Here is a 20,382-nt window from a genome sequence, read left to right on the forward strand (position 1 = left end):
CTATTGGATTTCTGATGAACGCCAGCTTAGCGTGAGTGCCGTCACAGTCCGGGTCGGTGCGCTCGACCCGAAGATCAGAAATGAACCTCCATCATGAACAAACTGCTGTCGTGGCCGGCCGCGTTGTGCTGGCTCACCGTGCTCCTCGACGGGTACGACCTCGTCGTCCTCGGCGCGGTCATACCGACGCTGATCGACGAGAACCACATCGGGTTCACCGCCTCCGGAGCGACCTTCGCCGCGACCATCTCCCTGGTCGGCGTGGCCGTGGGCGCCGCCGGATCCGGACCGCTCGCCGATCGCTACGGCCGTCGCGCGGTCCTGCTGACCTCGATCACCCTGTTCTCGGTGTTCACGATCGCGGTGCCCTGGGCAGGCTCGGTCGCCGTGTTCGGCGCCTTCCGGCTGCTCGCCGGGCTCGGGCTCGGCGCCTGCATGCCGACCGCCCTCACCTTCATGGCCGAACATATGCCCGCGTCCCGGCGCGCGTTCGCCAGCACATTCACCATGACCGGCTATCACGCCGGTGCGGTCATCGCCTCGCTGCTCGCGCTGTGGCTCGTCCCCCACTGGGAGATCCTGTTCTACGCCGGCGGAGTCGCCGGGTTCCTGCTGTTGCCGCTGATGTGGTGGAAACTGCCGGAATCCGATGCCTACCTGGCCGTTCAGGGCAAGCCCCGGCGGGTCGGGCCCACCGTCGTGCTACAACCCCGGTATCTGCGTACCACCGTCGGCGTGTGGGTCGGATCCTTCATGGGGCTGCTGCTGGTCTACGGGCTGAACACCTGGTTGCCGAAGCTGATGCGCGACGCCGGATACAACATGTCCACCTCGTTGACCCTGCTGCTGGTACTGAACATCGGCGCCATCATCGGCCTGATCGTCGCGGGGACCCTGGCCGACCGGCGCGGTACCAAACCGACGATCCTGGTGTGGTTCGCCGCTGCCGCCGTCCTGCTGGCCCTGCTCAGCATCAAGGTGCCCAACACGGTCGTGCTCGATGCGCTGGTCCTGGTCACCGGGATCTTCGTCTTCTCGGCCCAGGTGCTCGTCTACGCCTACGTCACCCAGGCCTATCCGGACGAGGTCCGGGCCACCGCGCTCGGGCTGGCCGCCGCGGTCGGCCGGCTCGGCGCCATCTTCGGCCCGAGTATCACCGGAGCGCTCATCGTCGCCGGCTCCGCTCACCCGTGGGGCTTCTATTTCTTCGCGGTGGTCGCCGCGATCGGGCTGCTCGCGCTGGCGACCGTGCCCCGACTGTCCGTCCGGCAATCGGATCCGCCGACCTCGAATTCGGTCACCGGACCCGACGATGTGAAGGAGTACGCCACATGACAACCACTCGCACCCAGGTAGCCATTGTCGGCGCGGGTCCGGCTGGACTGCTGCTGTCGCATCTGCTGCACCGGTCCGGCATCGAATCGATCGTGGTCGACATTCGCACCCGGCACGAGATCGCCACCACGATCCGCGCAGGCATCCTCGAAGCGGGTTCGGTGCGCGCCCTGGTGGATACGGGTGTCTCCGATCGAGTGATCACCGACGGCGACCGGCACGACGGCGTGGTGTTCCGGTTCGGCGGGGACAATCACCGCATCGACTTCCAGGAGTTGGTCGGCGAATCGGTGTGGCTGTACCCGCAGAACGATGTCTTCGTCGACCTGGCGGCGCGCCGTGCGGCCGACGGAGGTGATGTGCGGTACGGCGTCACCGATACCGCGGTCGATATCTCGGCCGCGCGCCCCATCGTCTCGTGCACCGATTCCGACGGCCACCCGGTCCGGATCGAGGCGGATCTGGTGGTCGGCTCCGACGGCTCGCGGTCGATCTGCCGCAAAGCCTTTCCGGCGGGGACGCGTGGTGAATGGTTCCGCGAATACCCGTTCGCCTGGTTCGGTTTTCTCGCCGAGGCGCCGCCGTCACACCCCGAGTTGATCTACGCGCAATCCGAGCACGGATTCGCGCTGGTGAGCCAGCGCACGCCCACCGTGCAACGGATGTATTTCCAGTGCTCTCCCGGCGAACGATCCGAGGAGTGGGACGATGACCGGATCTGGGCCGAGATGCGCAAACGGGTCAACGGGAACGGCTTCGAGATCGCAGAGGGACCGATCAGCGCGAAGATGGTGCTGCCGTTCCGGTCCTTCGTCACCGCGCCGATGCGGCACGGCCGGCTCGTGCTGGCCGGCGACGCGGCGCACACCGTACCGCCCACCGGGGCCAAGGGCTTGAACCTGGCGCTGGCCGATGTCCGGGTGCTGCACGAGGCGATCGTCGACTTCCTGGCCGGGGCCGGTGAAGAAGCGCTCGACCGCTACACCCAGCGGGCCCTGGATCGAGTGTGGAAGGCGCAGCACTTCTCGTACTGGATGACCACGATGCTGCATTCGGTCGAGGGTGCGTCGGCATTCGATACCGAGCGTCAGCGCGGAGAATTGGCGCTGGTCACCGGTTCCCGCCACGGCTCCGCGTATCTGGCGGAGGCGTACACCGGCTGGCAACACCTGCAATAGTCCGGGTAGACCGTTGCGCGGGCGCCGGTGCGCTCGACGAGTGCCGCAGGACGCGTCTCGGCTCCGCATTTCCTACGATCCGAGCATCCAGGAGTTCTCATGACCGCCAACCCCGGCCTGCCCGCCACGGCGTGGCACCGCGCGCTCTTCGACGGGACCTTCCGCGCAGTCACCCGGACACTGCCGGTGATCGCGCCCGCCACCGGCGCGGTGATCGATACCGTCGGCGAGGCCGGGCGCGACGATGTGGAGCAGGCGGTGACCGTGGCGCGGGCCGCGCAACGAGAGTGGGCCGCACAGACCTACGACAAGCGGGTCGCGGTGCTGCTGCGGGCCGCGCGGCTACTGGAGGAGGACCCGGACCGGCTGGGCTCCTGGCTGGTCGACGAGGCCGGATCCGGCCGGGGGAAGGCGGAGTTCGAAGTGGGCCTGGTGACCACTGAACTCCAGGAGTCCGCGGCCCTGGCCTCCCACCCGTACGGGGAGGTCCTGCGTTCGGCCAAACCGAGGTTCTCGATCGCGCGCCGGGTGCCGGTGGGAGTGGTGGGGGTGATCTCGCCGTTCAACTTCCCGGGGATCCTGTCCATGCGTTCTGTCGCCCCGGCCCTGGCTCTGGGCAACGCGGTGATCCTCAAACCCGATCCCCGCACGCCGATCTCGGGCGGACTGTCACTGGCGGCGTTGCTGCGGGAGGCCGGGCTGCCCGACGGACTGCTGCACGTCCTGCCGGGCGGGGGCGACGTCGGGGCGGCGATCGTCGCCCACCCGGGTATCCCGTGTCTGTCGTTCACCGGGTCGACGGCGGCGGGCCGCACGATCGCCGAGGCCGCCGGGCCGCTGCTGAAAAAGGTCCATCTCGAACTCGGCGGCAACAACGCGCTACTGGTGCTTCCCGACGCCGACGTCCAGGCCGCCGCCTCTGCCGGGGCCTGGGGGTCATTCCTGCACCAGGGCCAGATCTGCATGACCACCGGGCGGCATCTGGTGCACTCCTCCCGCGCCGAGGAATACCTCGCGGCACTGGTGCACAAAGCCGAGAAGATCCCCGTCGGCGATCCGGCCGACCCGGCCAACGCGCTCGGGCCCATCATCGATGTCCGGCAGCGCGACCGCATCCACGGATTGGTCACCGATTCCGTGCGATCCGGCGCGACGCTGCTGACCGGCGGCGAGTACACGGATCTGTTCTACCGGCCCACCGTCCTCGCCGACGTGGGCCCCGAGACCCCGGTGTGGAAGGAGGAAGTCTTCGGACCGGTGGCTCCGGTACGGACCTACGACACCGTCGACGAGGCGATCGATATCATCAACGCTTCGGAATACGGATTGTCGGTCGGCATCCTCACCTCCGACGCCTATCGCGCATTCGAGCTCGCCGACCGGATCGAATCCGGCGCTGTTCACATCAATGACCAGACCGTGGACGACGAAGCCCCGATCCCGTTCGGCGGGATCAAGGCATCCGGCTCGGGCGGTCGCTTCGGCGGGGCAACGGCCAACCTCGACACTTTCACCGAAACCCAGTGGGTCACAGTGCAGTCGGAGATCGCGCGCTACCCGTTCTGACTGTTCCGGACACCTCCCTTCCTCGATGGACATTTCGTTGCGCGGCGGCTGAACCTTGCTACGGGAGTCCCTCCGCCCGGCGGACACCCACCCCGCACGATCGGAGAGGGTAGCCGATACCGGGGCCGCCCGAACCTGTGTGATGCGCAGTGTCCGTCGGTGTCCGCTGCGAGGCCGGACGAACGAGGCCGATGGCGAAAAGCCGCACACCACATCGAAAACCGGCCACGGCAGAGTTGGGCACGGGTGACGATCCGGACGCGCCGGTATCGCGGTGCCGTGCTGCGCCCCTCCCGGAATCAGCCGAGTCGGCGGAGCCGGCGACCGCTCACACCATGTGCCGGCCGAGAGCGGGAGCGATCAGTTCGACGGTGTCGTGCAGGATCTGCTCGTAGTCGCCGCGGTGGAATTCGTAGGGCAGTTCCAGGCGTAACTCGGTGGTCCGGGTGAGGACCGGATCGGCGCGCAGCCGGTCGAGGATCTGTTCGGCGGTGCCGACCAGGTCCGGTGCGAACAGGACGCGGCGCTCGCCCTGTGGGGTGAGCGTCCGCGGGTATCGCCCCGCCGCGTACTGCCGGTAGCGCTCGCGGGTCGCCCGGTCGGCGCTGTCGAGCGGGACGATCACCCGGCCGACGGCGATCCGGCCCGGCCGGGCCGGATCGAGATGGCGGCGGTACTCGTCGATCAAGGCCAGCTGGGTAACGCCGAAATCATCGCTGTGCTCGCCGAATACGACATTGCCGGTGAGCAGGTTCAGGCCGTTCTCGCCGGCCCAGCGCGCCGAGCGGATACTCCCGCCGCCGTACCAGAGCCGGTCGATCAATCCGGGGTTGTGCGGCTGCAGCCGAGGTCGCTGGGTGTTGCCGGGGGAGTGGATCACCGTGCCCGGATCGCCCAGGTAGGCGCCGCGCAGATTGTCGATCAGGCGGGAGATCCGGCCGTGGGAGAGGTCGTAGCTGCGCCAGTCGCCGTCGAAGACCCGATCGCCGATCAGTTCCGCGTGCGGTGGAGTGCCCGCGCTGAAGCCGGGTTGCAACCGGCCACCGGACAGCACATCGGCCATCGACAGATCCTCGGCCAGCCGGAACGGGCTCTCGTAACCGATGGGGATCACGGCGGTCCCCAGCTGGATGCGACTGGTGCGCTGGCCGGCGGCGGCCAGAAAGACCGCCGCCGAACCGACGCCGTGTTCGAGATGTCGCTGCCGGATCCAGGCGCCGTCGAAACCGAGGCGCTCGCCGAACTCGAACAATCGCAGGGTGTCCTCGAGCCCGGCGGCGGGATCGCTGTCGGGATAGTTGCCCGGTGTCAGGAACGACAGGTTCGTGATCGGCGGCGTCGTGGTGCTCATGACGTCAGTGGCGCTCGTAGGGGATCTTCTCGCCGGCTTCGATCGCCACCGGTAGCCGGTTGCCGGCCGGTGGGAGCGGGCAGGTCGCCAGGTCGGTGTACGCGCAGGGGAGGTTGACCGCCCGATTGAAATCCAGGACGACCGTCCCGTCGGCGGCGGGCGGCGACAGTTGCAGTGCGCGGTTGGCGGCGTAGGTCGTCACGCCCGAGGTGGCGTCGGTGAAGAGCACCAGCAGACCACCGGGCGCGCGCCCGGGAAAAGCGGTGAGCCGCAGGTGCTGTCCGTCGAGTTCGAACTCGACCTGCCCGGGCGCGTCGTAGACGTGCTCGAGCCCTTCCACGGCCGCGCCGACAGTGGTCGGCCGCGGCTCCGGGAAAGCGGTGTATCGCCCCGTGCGCACCCACTTCGGGTCCGGCGCGTAGGCGGGTGTGCCGCGGAACGCGGTGCGCAACGGGCTGTCCGGGTGCCGCGGGCGGACGATATCGCGCCCGCCGCGCTTGGCGACCTCGATCACCGCGTCACCCCACACAGCGTTCACCCCGCCTCGTTCGGGGATGATTCCGAACTCGTACGAACCGCGCACCGGAGTTCCGTCGATCACCAGCTCCTCCCCGTCGTCGAGAGTCACTGTGACACCCTCGGTGTGGGTGGACCAGGCGCCCGGTGCGTCGGGGAATCGCCGCGGCGTCGCGGTGAGCCAGTGCAAACCGGTGACGGCCAGGAATCCGTGGGCGTCGGCCAGGCCTGTCTCCTGCTGCCGGTGCCAGTCCTGCCAGTCGGCGGTGAAGGCGTCGGTCGCGGTGTTCGCTGCTGCCTGCGTTGTCATATCGGTACTCCTGCGAAGCTCGGTCCGCGGCCGATCCGGCGACGGCTGCCCGGTCGATACGCGCATCGGTTCCCTGCGACGACGTGTGGCCGGCAGTATCGATCCAAGTGCGCGTACGCGCGGACGAACAGGATTGCGATCAGCTCGAACGCAATACTCGGTGTTTCGGGCGGCGGGGTGAGTGTGCCGGGAGACCTTCCGCCGTGTTCACGCGCCTGGGGCGGTCGCCCTCGGCGCGGTATCGCCGACCGCGCCCGCGGCAGCGGCCGATACCCACTCGTCCGGAAATATCGCTGACCGTTCGGCCCCTGTGGGTAGTCGACGGAGGGCCGAACGGCGGTACCGCGCTCGCGGCGAGTCAGGAATCGCGGCCCCCGTCGGGTGTCGGCGGTTCGCCGACCTCGACAGGATTGGACGCGTCCGCGCTCCACTGCGACCAGGAGCCGGGGAACAAGGCGGCTTCCCGGCCGGCGGCGGTCAGGGCGGCCACGGCGATCGCCGCGGTGACGCCGGAACCGCAGTAGACCGCCAGCGGCCGCCGCCGGTCCGCGCCCGGGTCGGTGAGCCGGGCCGGGAGCCGCGCGCCGGGCAGGAAGCTCCCGGACTCGTCGAGCAGGGTCGTGGCGGGAACGTTGACGGCGCCGGGGATATGCCCGGCCACCGGATCGACCGGTTCCTTCTCGCCCCGATATCGTTCCGGTGCACGGGCATCGACGAGCGTGCCGTTCGCGACGACATCGCGCAGTTCCCCGGCGGTCACCACACCGAGCGCGCCGTTGTACAGGTCGTGGTGGGCGACGGTCGCATCACCCGGGGACGGGATCGCGTCCCCGGGTTCGAGCCCGCCGTCGCGGGAACGCCAGGCGGCCAGGCCGCCGTCCAGGATCCGGACATCGCGCAGGCCGGCGGCGGTCAGCACCCACCAGGCCCGGGCCGAACCGGCGCGATTCCAGTCGTCGTAGACCACGACCGGGACGTCGTCCCGAACTCCCCACGACCGCAGGGCCCGTTGCAGGGCGGCGCCATCGGGTAGCGGGTGGCGGCCGCGCCCGGTCACCGAGTGGTCGGACAGCTCGTTGTCGAGGTCGACGTAGACGGCGCCGGGGATATGGCCCGCGCGATAATCGTCGCGGCCGTCGGGCCGGTCGAGACGCCAACGGACATCGAGCAGCGTCACTTGTGCTCCGGACGCGATCGTGTCCGCCAATTCGCCTGCGGTAGTGAACACCTCGGCACGAACAGTCATCGGCAGTCTCCACATCCGGGCTCGCCGCGAACCCCTCGGGCGGTCGGCGCGGGTCGGCCGACGACGGCACAGCGGGATCGTAGCAGCGCCCGGGACGTCCTCGGCGGTGCGATGGGGCCGGCTCTCCGAAGCGACCCGCGTACCGGGTCGGTGTCAGCGTAGGAAGGGCATCACCGCGGCGAGCAGGGCGTCGGGGCGGTCGAGTGGGATGATGTGGCCGCAATCCGGGATCAGGTGGCCGGTGAGATCATCGGCGATTGTGCTCAGCTGGCGGTGCAGGGCAGGGCCGACGCTGCCGGCGCCCACTGCCAGTGTCGGTACGCGCAGCCGTGCGGCGGCGGCCGCGGCGGCGATCTGGCGGGCGTTCTCGGGCATCGCCCGGTAATAGGCGAAACCGCTGCGCAGGGATTCGGTTCCGGTGTAGGCGCGCACGAAAGCCGCACGGAGTTCGGCGGGGACCCGGTCGGGGTGGCTGGTGCCCGCCGTCAGGAACCAGTTGATGTACTCGGCCTCGTGGCCCGGTAGGACTGTTTCGGCGAGGCCGGCCACCGCATGGAAGCCGAACCACCACGGCGGCCCGGCGGCCAGAAACTCTTCCGCACCGGTCAGCGGCGTGAGCAGTGATTCCATCAGCACGAGCCGGCGTACGCGCTCGGGGTGCCCCATCGCGAACAGGAATGCCGCCGGCACCGAGGCGTCCAGCGCCATCACCGCGGCGGTGGGCAGCTCGAGGGCGTCGAGCAGCCCCGCGATATCCGCGGCGATCGTCGCCGCGTCGTAGCCCTCCCGCGGCCGGGCGCTGTCACCGAGACCGCGCAGGTCCGGGGCGATCACCCGATGCTCTCGGGACAGCGCCGGAACCACCTCGTCCCAGACCCGGTGGGTGTGCGGCCACCCGTGCAGCAGGACGAGCGCGGGACCGGAGCCGGCGACCGCCACGGCGAGCTCGACGGAATTCGCGGTTGTCCGCACGACCTGAACCTGCGGTGCGGCGCGTACGGGCATGCTGGCCTCCTTGGTTACCTATAGTGACCATGTCACCGTAGAAAGGTAGGAGCGGGTGGAACAAGACGGCACTCCGGCGAAACCTGGTCACTCCGGGGTAACCGGGCGGCGCGGCGACCTGTTCGTTCCGGACTGCCCGACTCGGCAGTTGCTCGATCGTCTCGGGACGAAATGGGTGTCGATGGCCGTCACAGTGCTGTCCGCGGAAAGCCCGGGAACGGTTCGATTCGGCGAGCTGCGCAGGCGCATGCCCGGTGTCTCACAGAAAATGTTGTCGCAGACACTGCAGGGGCTCGTCGCGGACGGGCTCGTGACCCGGCACGTGGAGGCGACGATCCCGCCGCAGGTCCACTACGGGCTCACCGAACTCGGGCGATCGCTCGAACTACGGCTCGCGGCCCTTCGGGACTGGGCCGAGACCCATATGCCGGAGATCGCCGCGTACCGGGCCGGTACCGGTTCGGTCCAGGGCGCCGGCGGACCGGTCGGCGGTCACTGAGGGTGGGCTGGAAAACCCGGTGAACGGCGTGCCCGGACCGGCCTCCACCGCGCATGCCCGACTGCGCATCAATTCCTCCGGTATGGATGCGCGCGGTGCAGCGTGCCCGCCGGGCCGGCGGGGGCTCACGCACGATCGTGGGCGTTGTGTGCGCAGACCGGTTTGACTGCCTGTTTCCGGGGAAAACGCTGGTGACCGTGGACGCGATAGCGCCCCACACCGGAGCCAGGAGACGATCATGGGCTATCGGGCCTTGGTATTCGCGGCACTCGTCACGTTTGTCTGCGGCGTTCTCGCACCGGCGGTCGGGGCCGCCGCGCCGCTCCCCCCGCCGCCGCCCACAGTCACGAGTGCTCCGGCCCCTGCCCGGACCGCCATCTCGGTGCGTACCGCGACGGGACTCCACTGGGGAACACCCAACGAGCACGAGGTACGCAGCGCGCTATCGATGGCCAAGCTCTACCTCACCGGCTACGCGCTGCGGCACGGCGACGGTTCGGCCGAGGATCTTGCGTACGGCGAGCGGATGATCCGTTACTCCGACGACGCCGCCGCCGACTGGATGGCGGCCAAGTATCCCGATGCCCTCTCGGCGATCGCCGCCGAATACGGTCTCCAGGAATCCCGGCCCGGGCCGAACTGGGGCGCCTCCACCACCAGCACCGCCGATGTGGCCGATTTCCTGGCGGCCGAACAGCACACCTATCCCGGCTCGCCGATTCTGCGTTGGATGGCCGACGCCGCTCCGCGCGCCGCCGACGGTACGGAACAGAACTGGGGTACGGCAGCGCTGCCCGGTGTGCAGGGGACCAAATGGGGGTGGTCGGACGTGGCGCCGCAGGAGGTGGCCTCGGCCTCGTTCGGCACCGGATTCACAGTTGCCGCGCATACCCGGGGCAGTCCGGAGGAGCAGACCGCGGATGTGGTCGGCGCACTGTCGACGGTCCTCGCGAAGCTGGTGGGCGCCGGCTCTCCGGTGGGCGACGTCTCCGCGGGCACTACAGGTGGTAGGTGACCGCACCGCGGTCGGGTATTTCTTGCCGCGCGCCGGAGAGCCGGCGGGCCACCACCCGCCGAGGGCGGCGCGGTGCCGGTGCGGCAGCGCGTTTCAGACGGTTTCGAGTGTGGTGTGGACCGGTGTCGTACCGGTGGTCAGATCCAGTACCGGGCAGTGGGCGTCCACCGCCTCCTGCAACTGCGCGGCGCGGTCTCTTCGCCACCGAGAGCGGGTGGTTCGTCCACCGCGACGCGGTGGACTCCCGCGGTGATGGTGCTTCCCGCGGCCAGGATTGTGTTCGTGCTGAGGCGAATTGCCGTCCGGTCGCGGAGCGCCCGGCTACCTCTCGGCGGTGCCTTCCTCGTCGGTATCGCGCCGGATGCGCTCGAGACCGGCGCCCGGTTCGGTGCCGAGCGTGTGCAGCACCCACTGGGCCTTCCCATTGTTCTTGGCGTGGTACAGCCCGGTATCGGCGGCGTCGAGCAGTGCTTCCGCCTGCCCGCCCTCGACCGTCGTCACCACCGCCCCGATGCTGGCCGATATCTGTAACTGGTGGCCGCCCGTACCGACCGGGTCGGCCAGGGCGCCGAGCAGTCGCTCGGCCACCAGGGCCATCCGGTCGTCGTCGACCGGCGGCGGTACCAGGGCGACGAATTCGTCTCCGCCGATCCGCGCGACCAGGCAGTCGAACCCCTGAACACTGTTCTGCAGCCGGTTCGCGACGGTGGTCAGCACCTTGTCCCCGGTGCCGTGACCGTATCGGTCGTTGACGTGTTTGAACCGGTCCAGATCCACGAAGCACAACCCGATATGGTCCTCGGCGCCGGCGTTGCGGATCGTGGCGTCCAGCCGCTCGAGCAGATGACGCCTGTTCGGCAGACCGGTGAGCGGGTCGTGCCGGGCCTGACGATGCAGCTCTTCACGCATCCGGTGCTGCTCGGTGACATCTTCGCCCATGGCCAGCAGATAATTCGGATGGCCCTCGCTGCCTTCGACGAATGTGATGGAGAACGAAGCCCACCCGTAGCTGCCGTCGGCGCGGCCGATCTGCTGATCCAGCTTCACGGTGCCCCGCCGGTGTGGTACCAGACGTTCGTAGACGAGCCGGCGGATACGCTCCCGGTCTTCGGGATGCGCGAACTCGTATACCGATATTCCGCGCAATTTATCGGCCGGGACGCCGATCATATCGGCGAGCACCTGGTTGGCGTCGAGCAGAATGCCGTTGGTATCGCCGATGGCGATGGCGACCGCCGCATTGTCGAATACCACCCGGAAGCGCTCGTCGGATCGGCGCGCGGCCTCGTCGCTGTAGTCGTGCGCGGTGAACAGCATCTGCCGCCGTGCCCCGAAGCCCTCCCCGAACTTCGCGAGCAGTACCGACATCCGTTGTATCGCTTCGGCGTCGGCGCTCTCGCCGACCAGGGACCACAGAATCGGCGCGGAAGCAGCGACCACATCGTGTGCTGCCGGTCCCGCCGTCGCCAGGGCCGCGCCCGCCCTGGCGCCGGCGTCGGGATCGAAGTGTGGTGTGGTGAGTTCCTGCGCGAGGTCGTAGACCAGCCAGTGCAGCAGCTGATCGATCGCGGGGTCGGGCGGGTCGGACTCGCCCGTCGCGTGTAGTGCGCGAGACCACGAGCGGACCAGCTGGTCGTGCCCCGACTCGTCCATTGCACCCCTTTGCCGATCCGCTTGCCGCGACCCCGGACGCAGCCACGCGTTTCCGCCTATCGGGCGGCAGTGTGGCTACCCTAACGATGCCCATCCTTCCCCATGGGCCCCGACTCATTCCAGCCGGATGGGAGGTTCTCCTCGAAGATGCTGGCGCCTTTGTACCGGTTCGTCGCCACTTGCCACACCCAGCTGGCCTGAACGCAGCCGGTGAGGTCGGCGAGATGCACCTGGACCTGTGCTGCGAGCTCGCTGCCCGCGATGCCCGGTTCGGCGCAGTGCGCGGTGAGTGCGCTGTGTAATCGGCGGAACTCGGCGAAGCGGTCGCGCACGATCGCGGCGGCCGCGCCGACAGCGTCGGCGAGCGTCGCGCCGGGACTGTTCAGCAGGCACACCGGGATCAGATTGAAATCGGATCGGTCGACGACGCACTCCTTCTCGAAGGAGAACATATCGTTCATCAACGCGCCTATCTCGGCGGTGAGCACCTGTAATCGGCAAAGGTCCGCGGCCAGGCCCGCGGTGGCCAGTTGGTCCCAGGACAGGTAATGGTCACGGCCGAACTCGCACAGGGCGATCGCCGGATACATTCCCGACACCTGCGCGCGGAGGTCGATGTACTCGCTCGTGGACAGCAGGTCGCCACGTGACCGGGCGTTCTGATCTCGAATCGCGGTCCGTAGATGATCGCGGGTCGAGCTCACGAACCGGTCGAGCCACCGCGGGTCGGACTGCGCCGCCACTCGGGACAGGAAGTCGAGGGTCGCCGACTCGAGCGGGGAAGGGTCACCGGGCGCGGCACCCGACTCCAGTAGCACGCTCAGGCGATCCAGGTCCGTTCGCGCCCGGTGCTGTGCGTCGACGGGCAGATGGCCGAACTTCTCCCGGCCCACTGTGTCGTTGAGCCAGAACAGGATTGCGTTGAACAGCCCGATCACCGTCAACCGTTCCGCACTGATCGGTCCGGGATGTAGGTACGGGGTCATGCTGTTGTAGTGTTCACCTCCGGGATCCAGCCAGATGCCCTGCGCCCGGCAGTATCGTTCCACCTCGCCGCATGCCTGTCCGCCGAAGTTGCTCGGCCGGAATTCTCTGCAGTAGTCTGCGATATCGCAGTCCGATGTGCTGAACAGTTCCCGCAACGACCAGGGCTCGCCCGTGCGAATCCAGGTGTCATGTTGTGCACGCATCTCTGCGATGTCACTCTCGAGTGCCGATGTGTATCGAGAAGCCACGACGACTCTCCTCCCGCATAATCCAAACCCTCTAAGTGTCGTCTACGCGGATGGCCGTGTCACCCGACCGAACGGTACGAACGTGTGAGAATTTCGTCGGGCGGGTCATCGGCCGCGGCAGCCGGTGCCGCGCACGGAGCTTCGCGGGATCCGCTGCGGCCCAGCTATGTCCCGGTACGGGAAGATCGAACAGCGTCCGGGATACACCGGCCGGCCGCGGGGCCGCACCGGCGCGGGCGGCGGCCGATGGCGAGGAAGCGCGATGGGGCGGCGGTCTGGGCCGACGAATTGTCCCGGCTGCGGGAAATACTCGAGCGCTCGCCGCAGGGCCGTCCGGTGATCGCCGGCGGCGACTTCAACGCGACCTACGATCATTCGCAATTCCGCGCGCTGGCGTCGGGGCGTTTCGGCGACGCCGCCGAACAGTCCGGCGCCGGGCATCTGGTCACCTATCCCACCGACAGGTGGTGGCCGCCCGTAGTCGGCATCGACCACATACTGGTCGCCGGCGGCCGCGCGGTCGCGGCGGAGACGGTGGGTCTACCCGGCGCCGACCATCGCGGCCTGGTGGCGCGGATCCGTCTCGACCGCACGAGCCGGTAGGCATCGGCCCGAGCTAGAGCAGTCCGCGGGCGGCGAGGCTGCGGAACAGATCCGCCGTTCCGAACTCCCACGGTTCGCAGTCGTCGCTGGTCCGCACCCGGTTGACGAGGGAGCCCAGGGTCGGCGTGCTGATGGACACCAGGTCGTCGATGTGATGAGTGAAGCCCTGGCCCGGTTCCGCGCGGTCGGCGACGGGGGCGAACATCGTGCCGAGGAACAGCACGACGCCGTCCGGGTACTGGTGGTGGCGTCCCATGAGCTGGCGGATCAGCTCTTCGGGATCCCGGCTGATCTCGGCCATCGACGATTCCGCGCGCAACGCGAACCGGTCGGTGCCCTGCACCCGGAGTGTCACCGTCAGCTTCCGCACCGTGTCCAGGTCGAAGCTGTCGTCGAAGAGACGAATGAACGGTCCGACGGCCGCGGACGCGTTGTTGTCCTTCGCGGCGGTCAGCAGTAGGGCCGACCGGCCCTCGAAGTCGCGCAGGTTGACATCGTTGCCGAGGCACGCGCCGACGATCCGGGCCGAAGCGGAGACCAGCAGGACCACTTCGGGTTCGGGATTGTTCCAGGTGGAGCGGGGATGTATGCCGATATCCACGGCGGTGCCGACCGATCCCATCGGCGCGGATTTGGTGAAGATCTCGGCATCCGGGCCGAGTCCGACCTCCAGGTACTGGCTCCACCAGCCCTCGGCGACCAGCGCTTCCTTGAGCCGGGCGGTCTCCGCGGAGCCGGGCCGCAGCGCGGACAGGTCGGTGCCTACGCGTTCGGCGATCTGTTCGCGGAACCGATCCGCCAGGGACGCGTCGCCCCCGCAACGTTCCTCGATGACTCGTTCTGCCAGGGAGACCGCGAAGGTGACGCCCGCCGCCTTGACAGGCTGCAAGTCGATCGGGCTCAGCAGGCGCGGAGTACCGGGCCGCCGGAATTCCGGCGGTGTACGGGCGAGGATCTCCGACACCGAGCCGATGTCCGCACCCGGGCAGCCGCGGACGAACTCGGCGGGATCGGTCTGTTCGGCCAGGTCGCGTATCGTCGCGACCCGGGCCGTGATATCCACCAGCCGCCCGTCGCGGACGGTGACGACACTGGGTCCCTCGGCGCGCATCACCCGACCGACCAGAACGGCCCGTTCGTGATCGTCCGGTAGTAGATCGGCGGTGGTGGGCGGCCAGGAGATGGTCATGATTCGTTCCTCGGCGTCGCGGCACACCGTGAGCTGATCTCGAAGCTCTCGTTCACCTCGCGGGCGAGCCGGCGGATGTTGTGGTGGTCGAACAGGCAGGCGCGCACTGCCTCGGCGCCGGCGGTCTGGAAGGCGACGGCGCCCGCGTGCCGGGGCCGAATCCAGGCGTCGTCGATGGTCGCGCGGGTCGCGCGGTAGAAGTCGCGGGTATCGCCGTTGACGGCGTCGCTCTCCCAGGCAGTGCGAGACCCGGGCTGCCCTTGCTCGTCGGGGAGGAACCCGCACTGGGTCCGCGCCGACATGAGCCACCGCACATGGTCGAGCACGGTATCGTCCGGTGTCCGCCTGGCGCTGAAGGCGATGCCCGTACCGCCGAGTACCGATCCGCGGCGACCGCCGCGTCCGCGCGGCGCGTCACCGAATCGGAGCGGGCGGGGTCCGCGCGTGTAGTTGACGTAGCCGTACACATGGGGGCAGTAGTCCGGTCCTGCGCCGCCGGACATCCGCTCCAGCAAGGCGATCGGATTGTCGTCGCGGGCGGGTCGTTCCGGTACGAAGCGGCGGAGTACCTCGAGCGCTTCGCCGACCTCGGACTCGCTGAGAAATACGTCCGCGCCCGGAGAAGCGCCGTGGGCCACCGCGATACCGCAGAGGGTGAGGAAAAGGTGCGGTCCGGAGGTCGGCACCGCCGCGGTGACCTCGCCGGCCAATTCGACGGCCTGATCCCAGGTGTCCGGGAGCGGGACACCGGGGTCGCGGCGGACCGATACCTGGGTCGCCGCGTCGAGCGGTAAGGCCCAGATATGGCCGGACATCTCATAGGACCGCGCCGACGGGCCGACGCTGTCGGCGCACCAGCTCGCCAACTCCGCTGCGGAGAAGAGCTGGTCGAGCGGTTGCAGCGCGCCGGACTCGAGGGCTTCGCCGATATGTGGATGATCGAGGACGATGAGGTCGTAGCGCTGGGCGGTCGTGGCGATCGGCGCCGATTCGAACCCTTCCAGTGGCTGGATATCCCAGTCGATATCGCATACCGGCGCGTCCGGGTGCCGGGTCGCGGCCCGCAGCGCCTGGTAACCGCGTGGATGGTCCCAGGTCACACCCGACCAGGCCGTCATCGGCGCAACTCCTCGGGAAGGACTGCCGCGGGCAGGTTCTGGTAGGCGACCGGGCGCGCGAAGCGCAGGGCGGCGGCCGTTCCGACGGAGGTGGAGGTCGGCGCGGTGGTGGCCGGCCACGGGCCGCCGTGCTGCTGTGCGTCGCTGACCGTTACTCCGGTGGGCCATTGGTTCCAGATGATCCGGCCCGCGCGCTCGCTCAGGACGTCGAGCGCGTCGGCGACCTGAGCGTCGTTGTCCGCGGCGCCCTGGACGGTGGCGGTGAGGGTCCCCTCGAAGAGTTCGAGTACGGCCAGCGCCTGTTCCGCGCCGCGGTACTCGACCACCACCGAAGCGGGTCCGAAGATCTCGGTGGTGATGATCGCCGGATCGGAGAGCGCCGCATGGGCGCTGGTGGTGAGTATCCGGGCGCTGGGCGCACCCGGCGCCGACGGACCGGTCTTCGCGATCTCGACGTCCTGATGACTCGTCACCGCTTCGGATGCCGCGGTGTACCCGTCCTCGATTCGCTGGTTGAGCATCGGCCCGACGGCGGGCAACGTGAGCCGCTCCAGGAATCCGGCCAGATCGGGTACCAGTACGACACCGGGTTGAGTGCAGAACTGACCCGACCCGAGCGTGCAGGATTCGGTGAACCCGGCGACGATCTCGTCCGCGCGCGCCGCCCATCCGGCCTCGGTCACCAGGACCGGGTTCGTGCTACCGAGTTCGCCGTAGAACGGGATAGGGTCCGGCCGGGATACGGCCAGATCGAACAGGGCCCGTCCACCCGCTTCGGAGCCGGTGAAACCGACCGCCCGGATCCGTCGGTCCTGCACCGCGGTGACGCCGGCATCGTGTCCTTCGACGAGGCCGAACATTCCGGCGGGCGCTCCCGCACCGCGCAGCCCTTCGGTGACGATCCGTGCCGTCGCCCGCGCCAGCTCCGGGTGGCCTTCGTGCGCCTTGACGACCACCGGGCAGCCCGCGGCGAGAGCGCTGATGGTATCGCCGCCGGCCACGGAGAAGGCGAACGGGAAATTACTGGCCGCGAACACGAGCACCGGACCGATCGGGACATGAGTGCGCCGGATATCGGGCCGCGGTCCCATCGGCCACTCCGGGTCGGCGGGATCGACGCGCACCTCGAACAGCGTGCCCCTCTCCAGCCGGTCGGCGAACAGCCTTGCCTGAAAGGCGGTCCGGACGAGTTCGCCGCGTAGCCGGGGCAGCGGCAGGGCCGTTTCCCGGTGGGCGATATCGGCGAGTTCGCCGGCTCCGGCGTCGAGCCCGTCGGCGATTGCGCGCAGCCAGGTCGCCCGCTCTGTCGCCGTACCGCGCCGGGCCGCCCGGCGGGCATGATGAGCGGCGGCCAGGACGTTTTCGACGGTCGAGTCCATGGTGTCGTTCACAGGTTCGGCTCCTTGCGTTGTGTCCGGCGGTCGACAGCGAGCACGTGCTTGCAGACAAGGACGGTGTCGCCGTGCTGGTTGACCGCTGTGTACTGCTTGGTGACGAGTCCGATGGCCGGGGTTCGGTGGTCGGCGAGGTCGACGACCTCCGACGTCGCGCGCACCGTGTCCCCGGGGACGACCGGGCGCGGGAAACGGATCCGGTCGTAGCCGTAGGCGACCGCGCGGCCGTTGTACTCGACGGTGAGACCGACGACCACACCGAAGGTGAGTACGCCGTGCGCGATCACACTGCCGAATTTCGGCGTCGCGTAACCGGAATCGGTATGCGCCGGGTGGTGGTCGCCGGTGAGGTGGGCGAACAACGAGATATCGGCGGCGTCGATGACACGGGTTCCGCCGGTACCGGTCTCACCGATCGTGTAGTCCTCGAAGTAACGGTCTTCGAAGGTGGGGGTCGCTGGTGTCGTCATCAGTGCGCTCCGGTGGGGACGGCGTCGCTCGGCCGATCGGTCAGATGGTTGAAGTGGTCGTCGCTGCCCTGGTCGGCGTCGCTGCGATAGTGCTTGGACAGATACACCGATACGAACGCGACGGTGGCCATGACCACCATCCACACCGCGACCGGCCACCAGTGTCCGAAGCCGGCGAACAGGGCTGTGGCGATCAGCGGGGTGGTGCCGCCCAGCAGTGCGCCACTCACCTCGCGGGCGAACGCGACGCCCGAATACCGCATGGCGGGCGGGAACATCTCGGCCAGGAACGCGGCCTGGGCCGCGTAGCAGGTGGCCACCGCGCCGACGAAGCAGACGACCAGCGCGAGGATGATCAGGGCGGGGACACGGGTGTCGATGAGGGCGAACATCGGGAACGCCCAGAGGACTCCGAAACCGGCGCCGAACATGAACAACCTGCGCCGGCCGACGCGGTCGCCCAGCCTCCCGAACACCGGCATGAACGCCGCGCCCGCGGCCAGCACCACCGCGTTGATACCGAGTCCGGCCATGGCCGCGAGACCGATGTCGTTGGTCAGATAGCTCAGCGCCCAGACCTGCGGAATATAGGAGAAACCGGAGAGCATGAAGTTCGATCCCAGGCTCAGCGCGAGCCGGCCCTTGGCCGTCCGGAACAGTTCGAACAGCGGAATTTTCGTATCGTCGCTCTTCGCCTGCTCGAAGCTTGCGGTCTCGGCGACCTGGCGTCGGATGTAGAGGCTGATCCCCAGCATTACGAGGCTGAGCAGGAACGGAATGCGCCAACCCCATTGTTCGAAGTTGTCGCCGGTCGCCCATAACGCGAATTGGAAGGTGCCCAGTCCCAGCGCCGAGCCCACCCAGACGCCCGCGCCCGACCACGAGGCATAGAAACCGCGGTGGCCGACGGGCGCCGCCTCCGACGACAGCACGATCGCGCCCGCGTACTCCGCGCCGGCACCGAGGCCCTGGACGACCCTCAGCAGTACCAGCAGCGCCGGCGCGAGGATGCCCACTGACTGGTAGCTGGGCAGCAACCCGATGAGCGCGGTCGAGACGCCCATGATCCCGAGCGTGACGACCATGACCGGTTTGCGGCCTATCTTGTCGCCGAGATGCCCGAACACCACACCGCCGAACGGTCGCGCGAAGTACCCGACCGCGAAGGTGGCGAAGGACGCCAGCAAGCCGGTGGTGGGGCTGCTGTCGACGAAGAAATAGGAGTTGAAGACGAGTGCCGCGGCCGCGCCGTACAACGCGAAGTCGTACCACTCGACGAGGCTGCCGACGGCGGCGGCCGCTGCGGCGCGCCGGGCCTGCTGGACTGGTGGTGCGGTTGTGCTCATGAGAATTCTTTCGACGATGCGTCCGCGGTCAGGAAAGCTGGGACAGGGCCGGTCGGCGGTGGCGATGCACGGTGCCCGACGACTCCAGTTCCGCGATCCGATCGATGGTCAGGCCGAGCTCCAGCAGGACCTCTTGGGTGTGCTGGCCGTTGAGCGGTGCCGGCCGGTAGACCTCCTGGTCCTGTGCGCTCAGGCGGAACGTGAAGCCGGGGGTCACGACGGTGCCCTCGGTGGGATGCTGGTATTCGACGAACGATCCGTTGTGCCGCACCTGCGGATCGTCGCGGAGTTGGGTGTAGTCGTACACCGGGCCGACCCAGACGCCCGCGGCGGCCAGCTCGTCGAGCCAATGCGCCGTGGTGTTCGCCGCCAGGTTCTCGGTGACCAGTGCGGAGATCTCGTCACGGTGGGTGAATCCGTCCCGCTCGGCGTCGTAGGCCAGGAACCGGTCGTCGCCGAACACCTCGGCCAGCGCGTCCATCTCCGCGAACGAGAGCGCGAGGTGGCTGTCGGAGGTGGGAAAGATCCCGTAGGGCGCGCGGATGTAGGAGTGCGCGTGGATCTGATCGGTCGGTTCCTGCCGGACACCGCCGACGGTCGCGACGCTGATCTCCTGCATCTGCGCGGCGATGATCGAATCCAGCATGTTCACCTCCACCAACTGCCCTTCGCCGGTGCGCTCGCGATGGAAGAGCGCCGCCATGGCTCCTTCGAAGGCCGAGTAGGCGGTGATGGCGTCCGCCAGGAAGAACGGAGCCGGACGAGGCGCTTCGCCGTGTCGCCGCGCGCTGGCCAGCGCGCCGCTCATCGCCTGGAGCAGGACATCCTGCCCGGGCCGGTCGGCGTACGGTCCGGTGCTTCCGTAGCCGGACATCGAAACGTACACGAGGTCGGGTTTGAGTTCGCGCAGGGTCGTGTAGTCCACGCCGAGGCGGTCCGCGACGCCGGGACGGTAGTTCTGGAGGAACACGTCGGCGCCCCGCACCAGATCGTGGAGCAGCGCGCGCCCTTCCGGGTCCTTCAGGTTCATCGATAGCGAACGCTTATTACGGTTGAGTGAGAGAAACGACGCGTTCACCGCGTTGCCGCGGGCGCCGCCGGCCGAGACGTGGCGTTGCCATTCGCCGGTCACGGGCTCCACTTTGATCACATCGGCCCCGAGATCAGCCAGTTTCTGCGCGGCGAACGGCCCGGCCATGGCGATCGACAGATCCAGTACGCGGATCCCTTCCAACACGTTCATCTCGCTTCTCCTGCCTCCGGAACCACCGTATGCGTGGTCCGCTGTGTCCTGCGCCACGAATGTTAGCGCTCACGTTAGCGCTAACGCAATGGCGTCCGGAAATTTTCTGA

Annotated in this window: 18 protein-coding genes and 1 pseudogene; 6 read left to right on the forward strand and 13 right to left on the reverse strand. The window is 68.7% G+C overall.

Features of this window, described 5'->3' with window-relative positions:
* The first annotated feature begins 93 nt into the window (after positions 1-93).
* From OG804_RS05345 to OG804_RS05355, 3 genes are all read left to right on the forward strand, one after another.
* Positions 94-1,335 (forward strand): MFS transporter, encoded by a 1,242-nt coding sequence (locus tag OG804_RS05345; RefSeq protein ID WP_328394458.1) that lies wholly within the window; start codon positions 94-96, stop codon positions 1,333-1,335.
* Positions 1,332-2,513 carry a 4-hydroxybenzoate 3-monooxygenase gene (locus tag OG804_RS05350; protein ID WP_328394460.1) on the forward strand — a complete coding sequence of 394 codons (1,182 nt, stop codon included), beginning with the start codon at positions 1,332-1,334 and terminating at the stop codon, positions 2,511-2,513. Before OG804_RS05345 ends, OG804_RS05350 begins: the two co-directional genes overlap by 4 nt.
* Before the next feature lie 99 nt (positions 2,514-2,612).
* Positions 2,613-4,079: an aldehyde dehydrogenase family protein gene (locus OG804_RS05355; RefSeq protein WP_328394462.1), complete on the forward strand. Its 1,467-nt coding sequence runs from the start codon at positions 2,613-2,615 to the stop codon at positions 4,077-4,079.
* A 328-nt stretch (positions 4,080-4,407) separates the two neighbouring features.
* Here OG804_RS05355 and OG804_RS05360 read toward each other — a convergent pair whose 3' ends face one another.
* The 4 genes from OG804_RS05360 to OG804_RS05375 form a co-directional block, all read right to left on the reverse strand.
* Complete coding sequence (locus OG804_RS05360) at positions 4,408-5,430, reverse strand: LLM class flavin-dependent oxidoreductase (protein ID WP_328394464.1); 1,023 nt, start codon at positions 5,428-5,430, stop codon at positions 4,408-4,410.
* Between the two features lie 4 nt (positions 5,431-5,434).
* Complete coding sequence (locus tag OG804_RS05365) at positions 5,435-6,256, reverse strand: DUF1684 domain-containing protein (RefSeq protein WP_328394466.1); 822 nt, start codon at positions 6,254-6,256, stop codon at positions 5,435-5,437.
* Positions 6,257-6,614: 358 nt separating this feature from the next.
* A complete protein-coding gene (locus OG804_RS05370; RefSeq protein ID WP_328394468.1) occupies positions 6,615-7,502 on the reverse strand; it encodes a sulfurtransferase in 888 nt (295 codons plus the stop codon).
* Between the two features lie 153 nt (positions 7,503-7,655).
* A complete protein-coding gene (locus tag OG804_RS05375) occupies positions 7,656-8,507 on the reverse strand; it encodes an alpha/beta fold hydrolase (protein ID WP_328394470.1) in 852 nt (283 codons plus the stop codon).
* 55 nt (positions 8,508-8,562) lie between these two features.
* On the opposite strand from OG804_RS05375, the gene OG804_RS05380 reads away from it, so the two are divergent.
* Positions 8,563-9,006: a winged helix-turn-helix transcriptional regulator gene (locus OG804_RS05380; protein WP_328394472.1), complete on the forward strand. Its 444-nt coding sequence runs from the start codon at positions 8,563-8,565 to the stop codon at positions 9,004-9,006.
* 238 nt (positions 9,007-9,244) lie between these two features.
* Positions 9,245-10,021, forward strand: a complete 777-nt coding sequence (locus OG804_RS05385; protein ID WP_328394474.1) for a hypothetical protein — start codon at positions 9,245-9,247, stop codon at positions 10,019-10,021.
* 93 nt (positions 10,022-10,114) lie between these two features.
* On the opposite strand, the pseudogene OG804_RS32290 reads toward OG804_RS05385, so the two are convergent.
* The 3 genes and pseudogenes from OG804_RS32290 to OG804_RS05400 all read right to left on the reverse strand — a co-directional run.
* Positions 10,115-10,204 (reverse strand): annotated as a pseudogene (locus OG804_RS32290) (OsmC family protein); the annotation flags it as partial.
* 138 nt (positions 10,205-10,342) lie between these two features.
* Entirely contained in the window at positions 10,343-11,674 is a 1,332-nt protein-coding gene (locus OG804_RS05395; protein ID WP_328394476.1) for a diguanylate cyclase domain-containing protein, read from the reverse strand.
* An 80-nt stretch (positions 11,675-11,754) separates the two neighbouring features.
* A complete protein-coding gene (locus OG804_RS05400; protein WP_328394478.1) occupies positions 11,755-12,864 on the reverse strand; it encodes a terpene synthase family protein in 1,110 nt (369 codons plus the stop codon).
* Between the two features lie 291 nt (positions 12,865-13,155).
* On the opposite strand from OG804_RS05400, the gene OG804_RS05405 reads away from it, so the two are divergent.
* Entirely contained in the window at positions 13,156-13,512 is a 357-nt protein-coding gene (locus OG804_RS05405) for an endonuclease/exonuclease/phosphatase family protein (protein WP_328394480.1), read from the forward strand.
* Positions 13,513-13,525: 13 nt separating this feature from the next.
* On the opposite strand, the gene OG804_RS05410 is transcribed toward OG804_RS05405, so the two are convergent.
* From OG804_RS05410 to OG804_RS05435, 6 genes are read right to left on the reverse strand one after another with little or no spacing between them, the layout of a single operon-like run.
* On the reverse strand, positions 13,526-14,701 hold the full coding sequence (locus tag OG804_RS05410) for a fumarylacetoacetate hydrolase family protein (RefSeq protein WP_328394482.1): 1,176 nt from the start codon (positions 14,699-14,701) through the stop codon (positions 13,526-13,528).
* On the reverse strand, positions 14,698-15,819 hold the full coding sequence (locus OG804_RS05415; protein ID WP_328394484.1) for an extracellular solute-binding protein: 1,122 nt from the start codon (positions 15,817-15,819) through the stop codon (positions 14,698-14,700). The genes OG804_RS05410 and OG804_RS05415 overlap by 4 nt, the downstream gene beginning before the upstream one ends.
* A complete protein-coding gene (locus OG804_RS05420) occupies positions 15,816-17,210 on the reverse strand; it encodes an aldehyde dehydrogenase (NADP(+)) (RefSeq protein WP_328394486.1) in 1,395 nt (464 codons plus the stop codon). Before OG804_RS05420 ends, OG804_RS05415 begins: the two co-directional genes overlap by 4 nt.
* Positions 17,207-17,683, reverse strand: a complete 477-nt coding sequence (locus OG804_RS05425; protein WP_328394488.1) for a MaoC family dehydratase — start codon at positions 17,681-17,683, stop codon at positions 17,207-17,209. Before OG804_RS05425 ends, OG804_RS05420 begins: the two co-directional genes overlap by 4 nt.
* Positions 17,683-19,029, reverse strand: coding sequence for an MFS transporter (locus OG804_RS05430; protein WP_328394490.1), 1,347 nt, complete (start codon positions 19,027-19,029; stop codon positions 17,683-17,685). The genes OG804_RS05425 and OG804_RS05430 overlap by 1 nt, the downstream gene beginning before the upstream one ends.
* A gap of 28 nt (positions 19,030-19,057) precedes the next feature.
* Positions 19,058-20,272, reverse strand: coding sequence for a CaiB/BaiF CoA transferase family protein (locus OG804_RS05435; protein WP_328394492.1), 1,215 nt, complete (start codon positions 20,270-20,272; stop codon positions 19,058-19,060).
* Positions 20,273-20,382: the final 110 nt, after the last annotated feature.

This window comes from Nocardia sp. NBC_00416 (genome assembly GCF_036032445.1).
In the GTDB taxonomy this organism is placed as follows: domain Bacteria; phylum Actinomycetota; class Actinomycetes; order Mycobacteriales; family Mycobacteriaceae; genus Nocardia.

Bases quoted from the DNA above. Each gene is read 5' to 3' on its own strand.
- OG804_RS05345 (WP_328394458.1), top strand. From the start codon at position 94: ATGAACAAACTGCTGTCGTGGCCGGCCGCGTTGTGCTGGCTCACCGTG.
- OG804_RS05350 (WP_328394460.1), top strand. From the start codon at position 1,332: ATGACAACCACTCGCACCCAGGTAGCCATTGTCGGCGCGGGTCCGGCT.
- OG804_RS05355 (WP_328394462.1), top strand. From the start codon at position 2,613: ATGACCGCCAACCCCGGCCTGCCCGCCACGGCGTGGCACCGCGCGCTC.
- OG804_RS05360 (WP_328394464.1), bottom strand. From the start codon at position 5,430: ATGAGCACCACGACGCCGCCGATCACGAACCTGTCGTTCCTGACACCG.
- OG804_RS05365 (WP_328394466.1), bottom strand. From the start codon at position 6,256: ATGACAACGCAGGCAGCAGCGAACACCGCGACCGACGCCTTCACCGCC.
- OG804_RS05370 (WP_328394468.1), bottom strand. From the start codon at position 7,502: ATGACTGTTCGTGCCGAGGTGTTCACTACCGCAGGCGAATTGGCGGAC.
- OG804_RS05375 (WP_328394470.1), bottom strand. From the start codon at position 8,507: ATGCCCGTACGCGCCGCACCGCAGGTTCAGGTCGTGCGGACAACCGCG.
- OG804_RS05385 (WP_328394474.1), top strand. From the start codon at position 9,245: ATGGGCTATCGGGCCTTGGTATTCGCGGCACTCGTCACGTTTGTCTGC.
- OG804_RS05395 (WP_328394476.1), bottom strand. From the start codon at position 11,674: ATGGACGAGTCGGGGCACGACCAGCTGGTCCGCTCGTGGTCTCGCGCA.
- OG804_RS05400 (WP_328394478.1), bottom strand. From the start codon at position 12,864: ATGCGTGCACAACATGACACCTGGATTCGCACGGGCGAGCCCTGGTCG.
- OG804_RS05405 (WP_328394480.1), top strand. From the start codon at position 13,156: ATGGCGAGGAAGCGCGATGGGGCGGCGGTCTGGGCCGACGAATTGTCC.
- OG804_RS05410 (WP_328394482.1), bottom strand. From the start codon at position 14,701: ATGACCATCTCCTGGCCGCCCACCACCGCCGATCTACTACCGGACGAT.
- OG804_RS05415 (WP_328394484.1), bottom strand. From the start codon at position 15,819: ATGACGGCCTGGTCGGGTGTGACCTGGGACCATCCACGCGGTTACCAG.
- OG804_RS05425 (WP_328394488.1), bottom strand. From the start codon at position 17,683: ATGACGACACCAGCGACCCCCACCTTCGAAGACCGTTACTTCGAGGAC.
- OG804_RS05430 (WP_328394490.1), bottom strand. From the start codon at position 19,029: ATGAGCACAACCGCACCACCAGTCCAGCAGGCCCGGCGCGCCGCAGCG.
- OG804_RS05435 (WP_328394492.1), bottom strand. From the start codon at position 20,272: ATGAACGTGTTGGAAGGGATCCGCGTACTGGATCTGTCGATCGCCATG.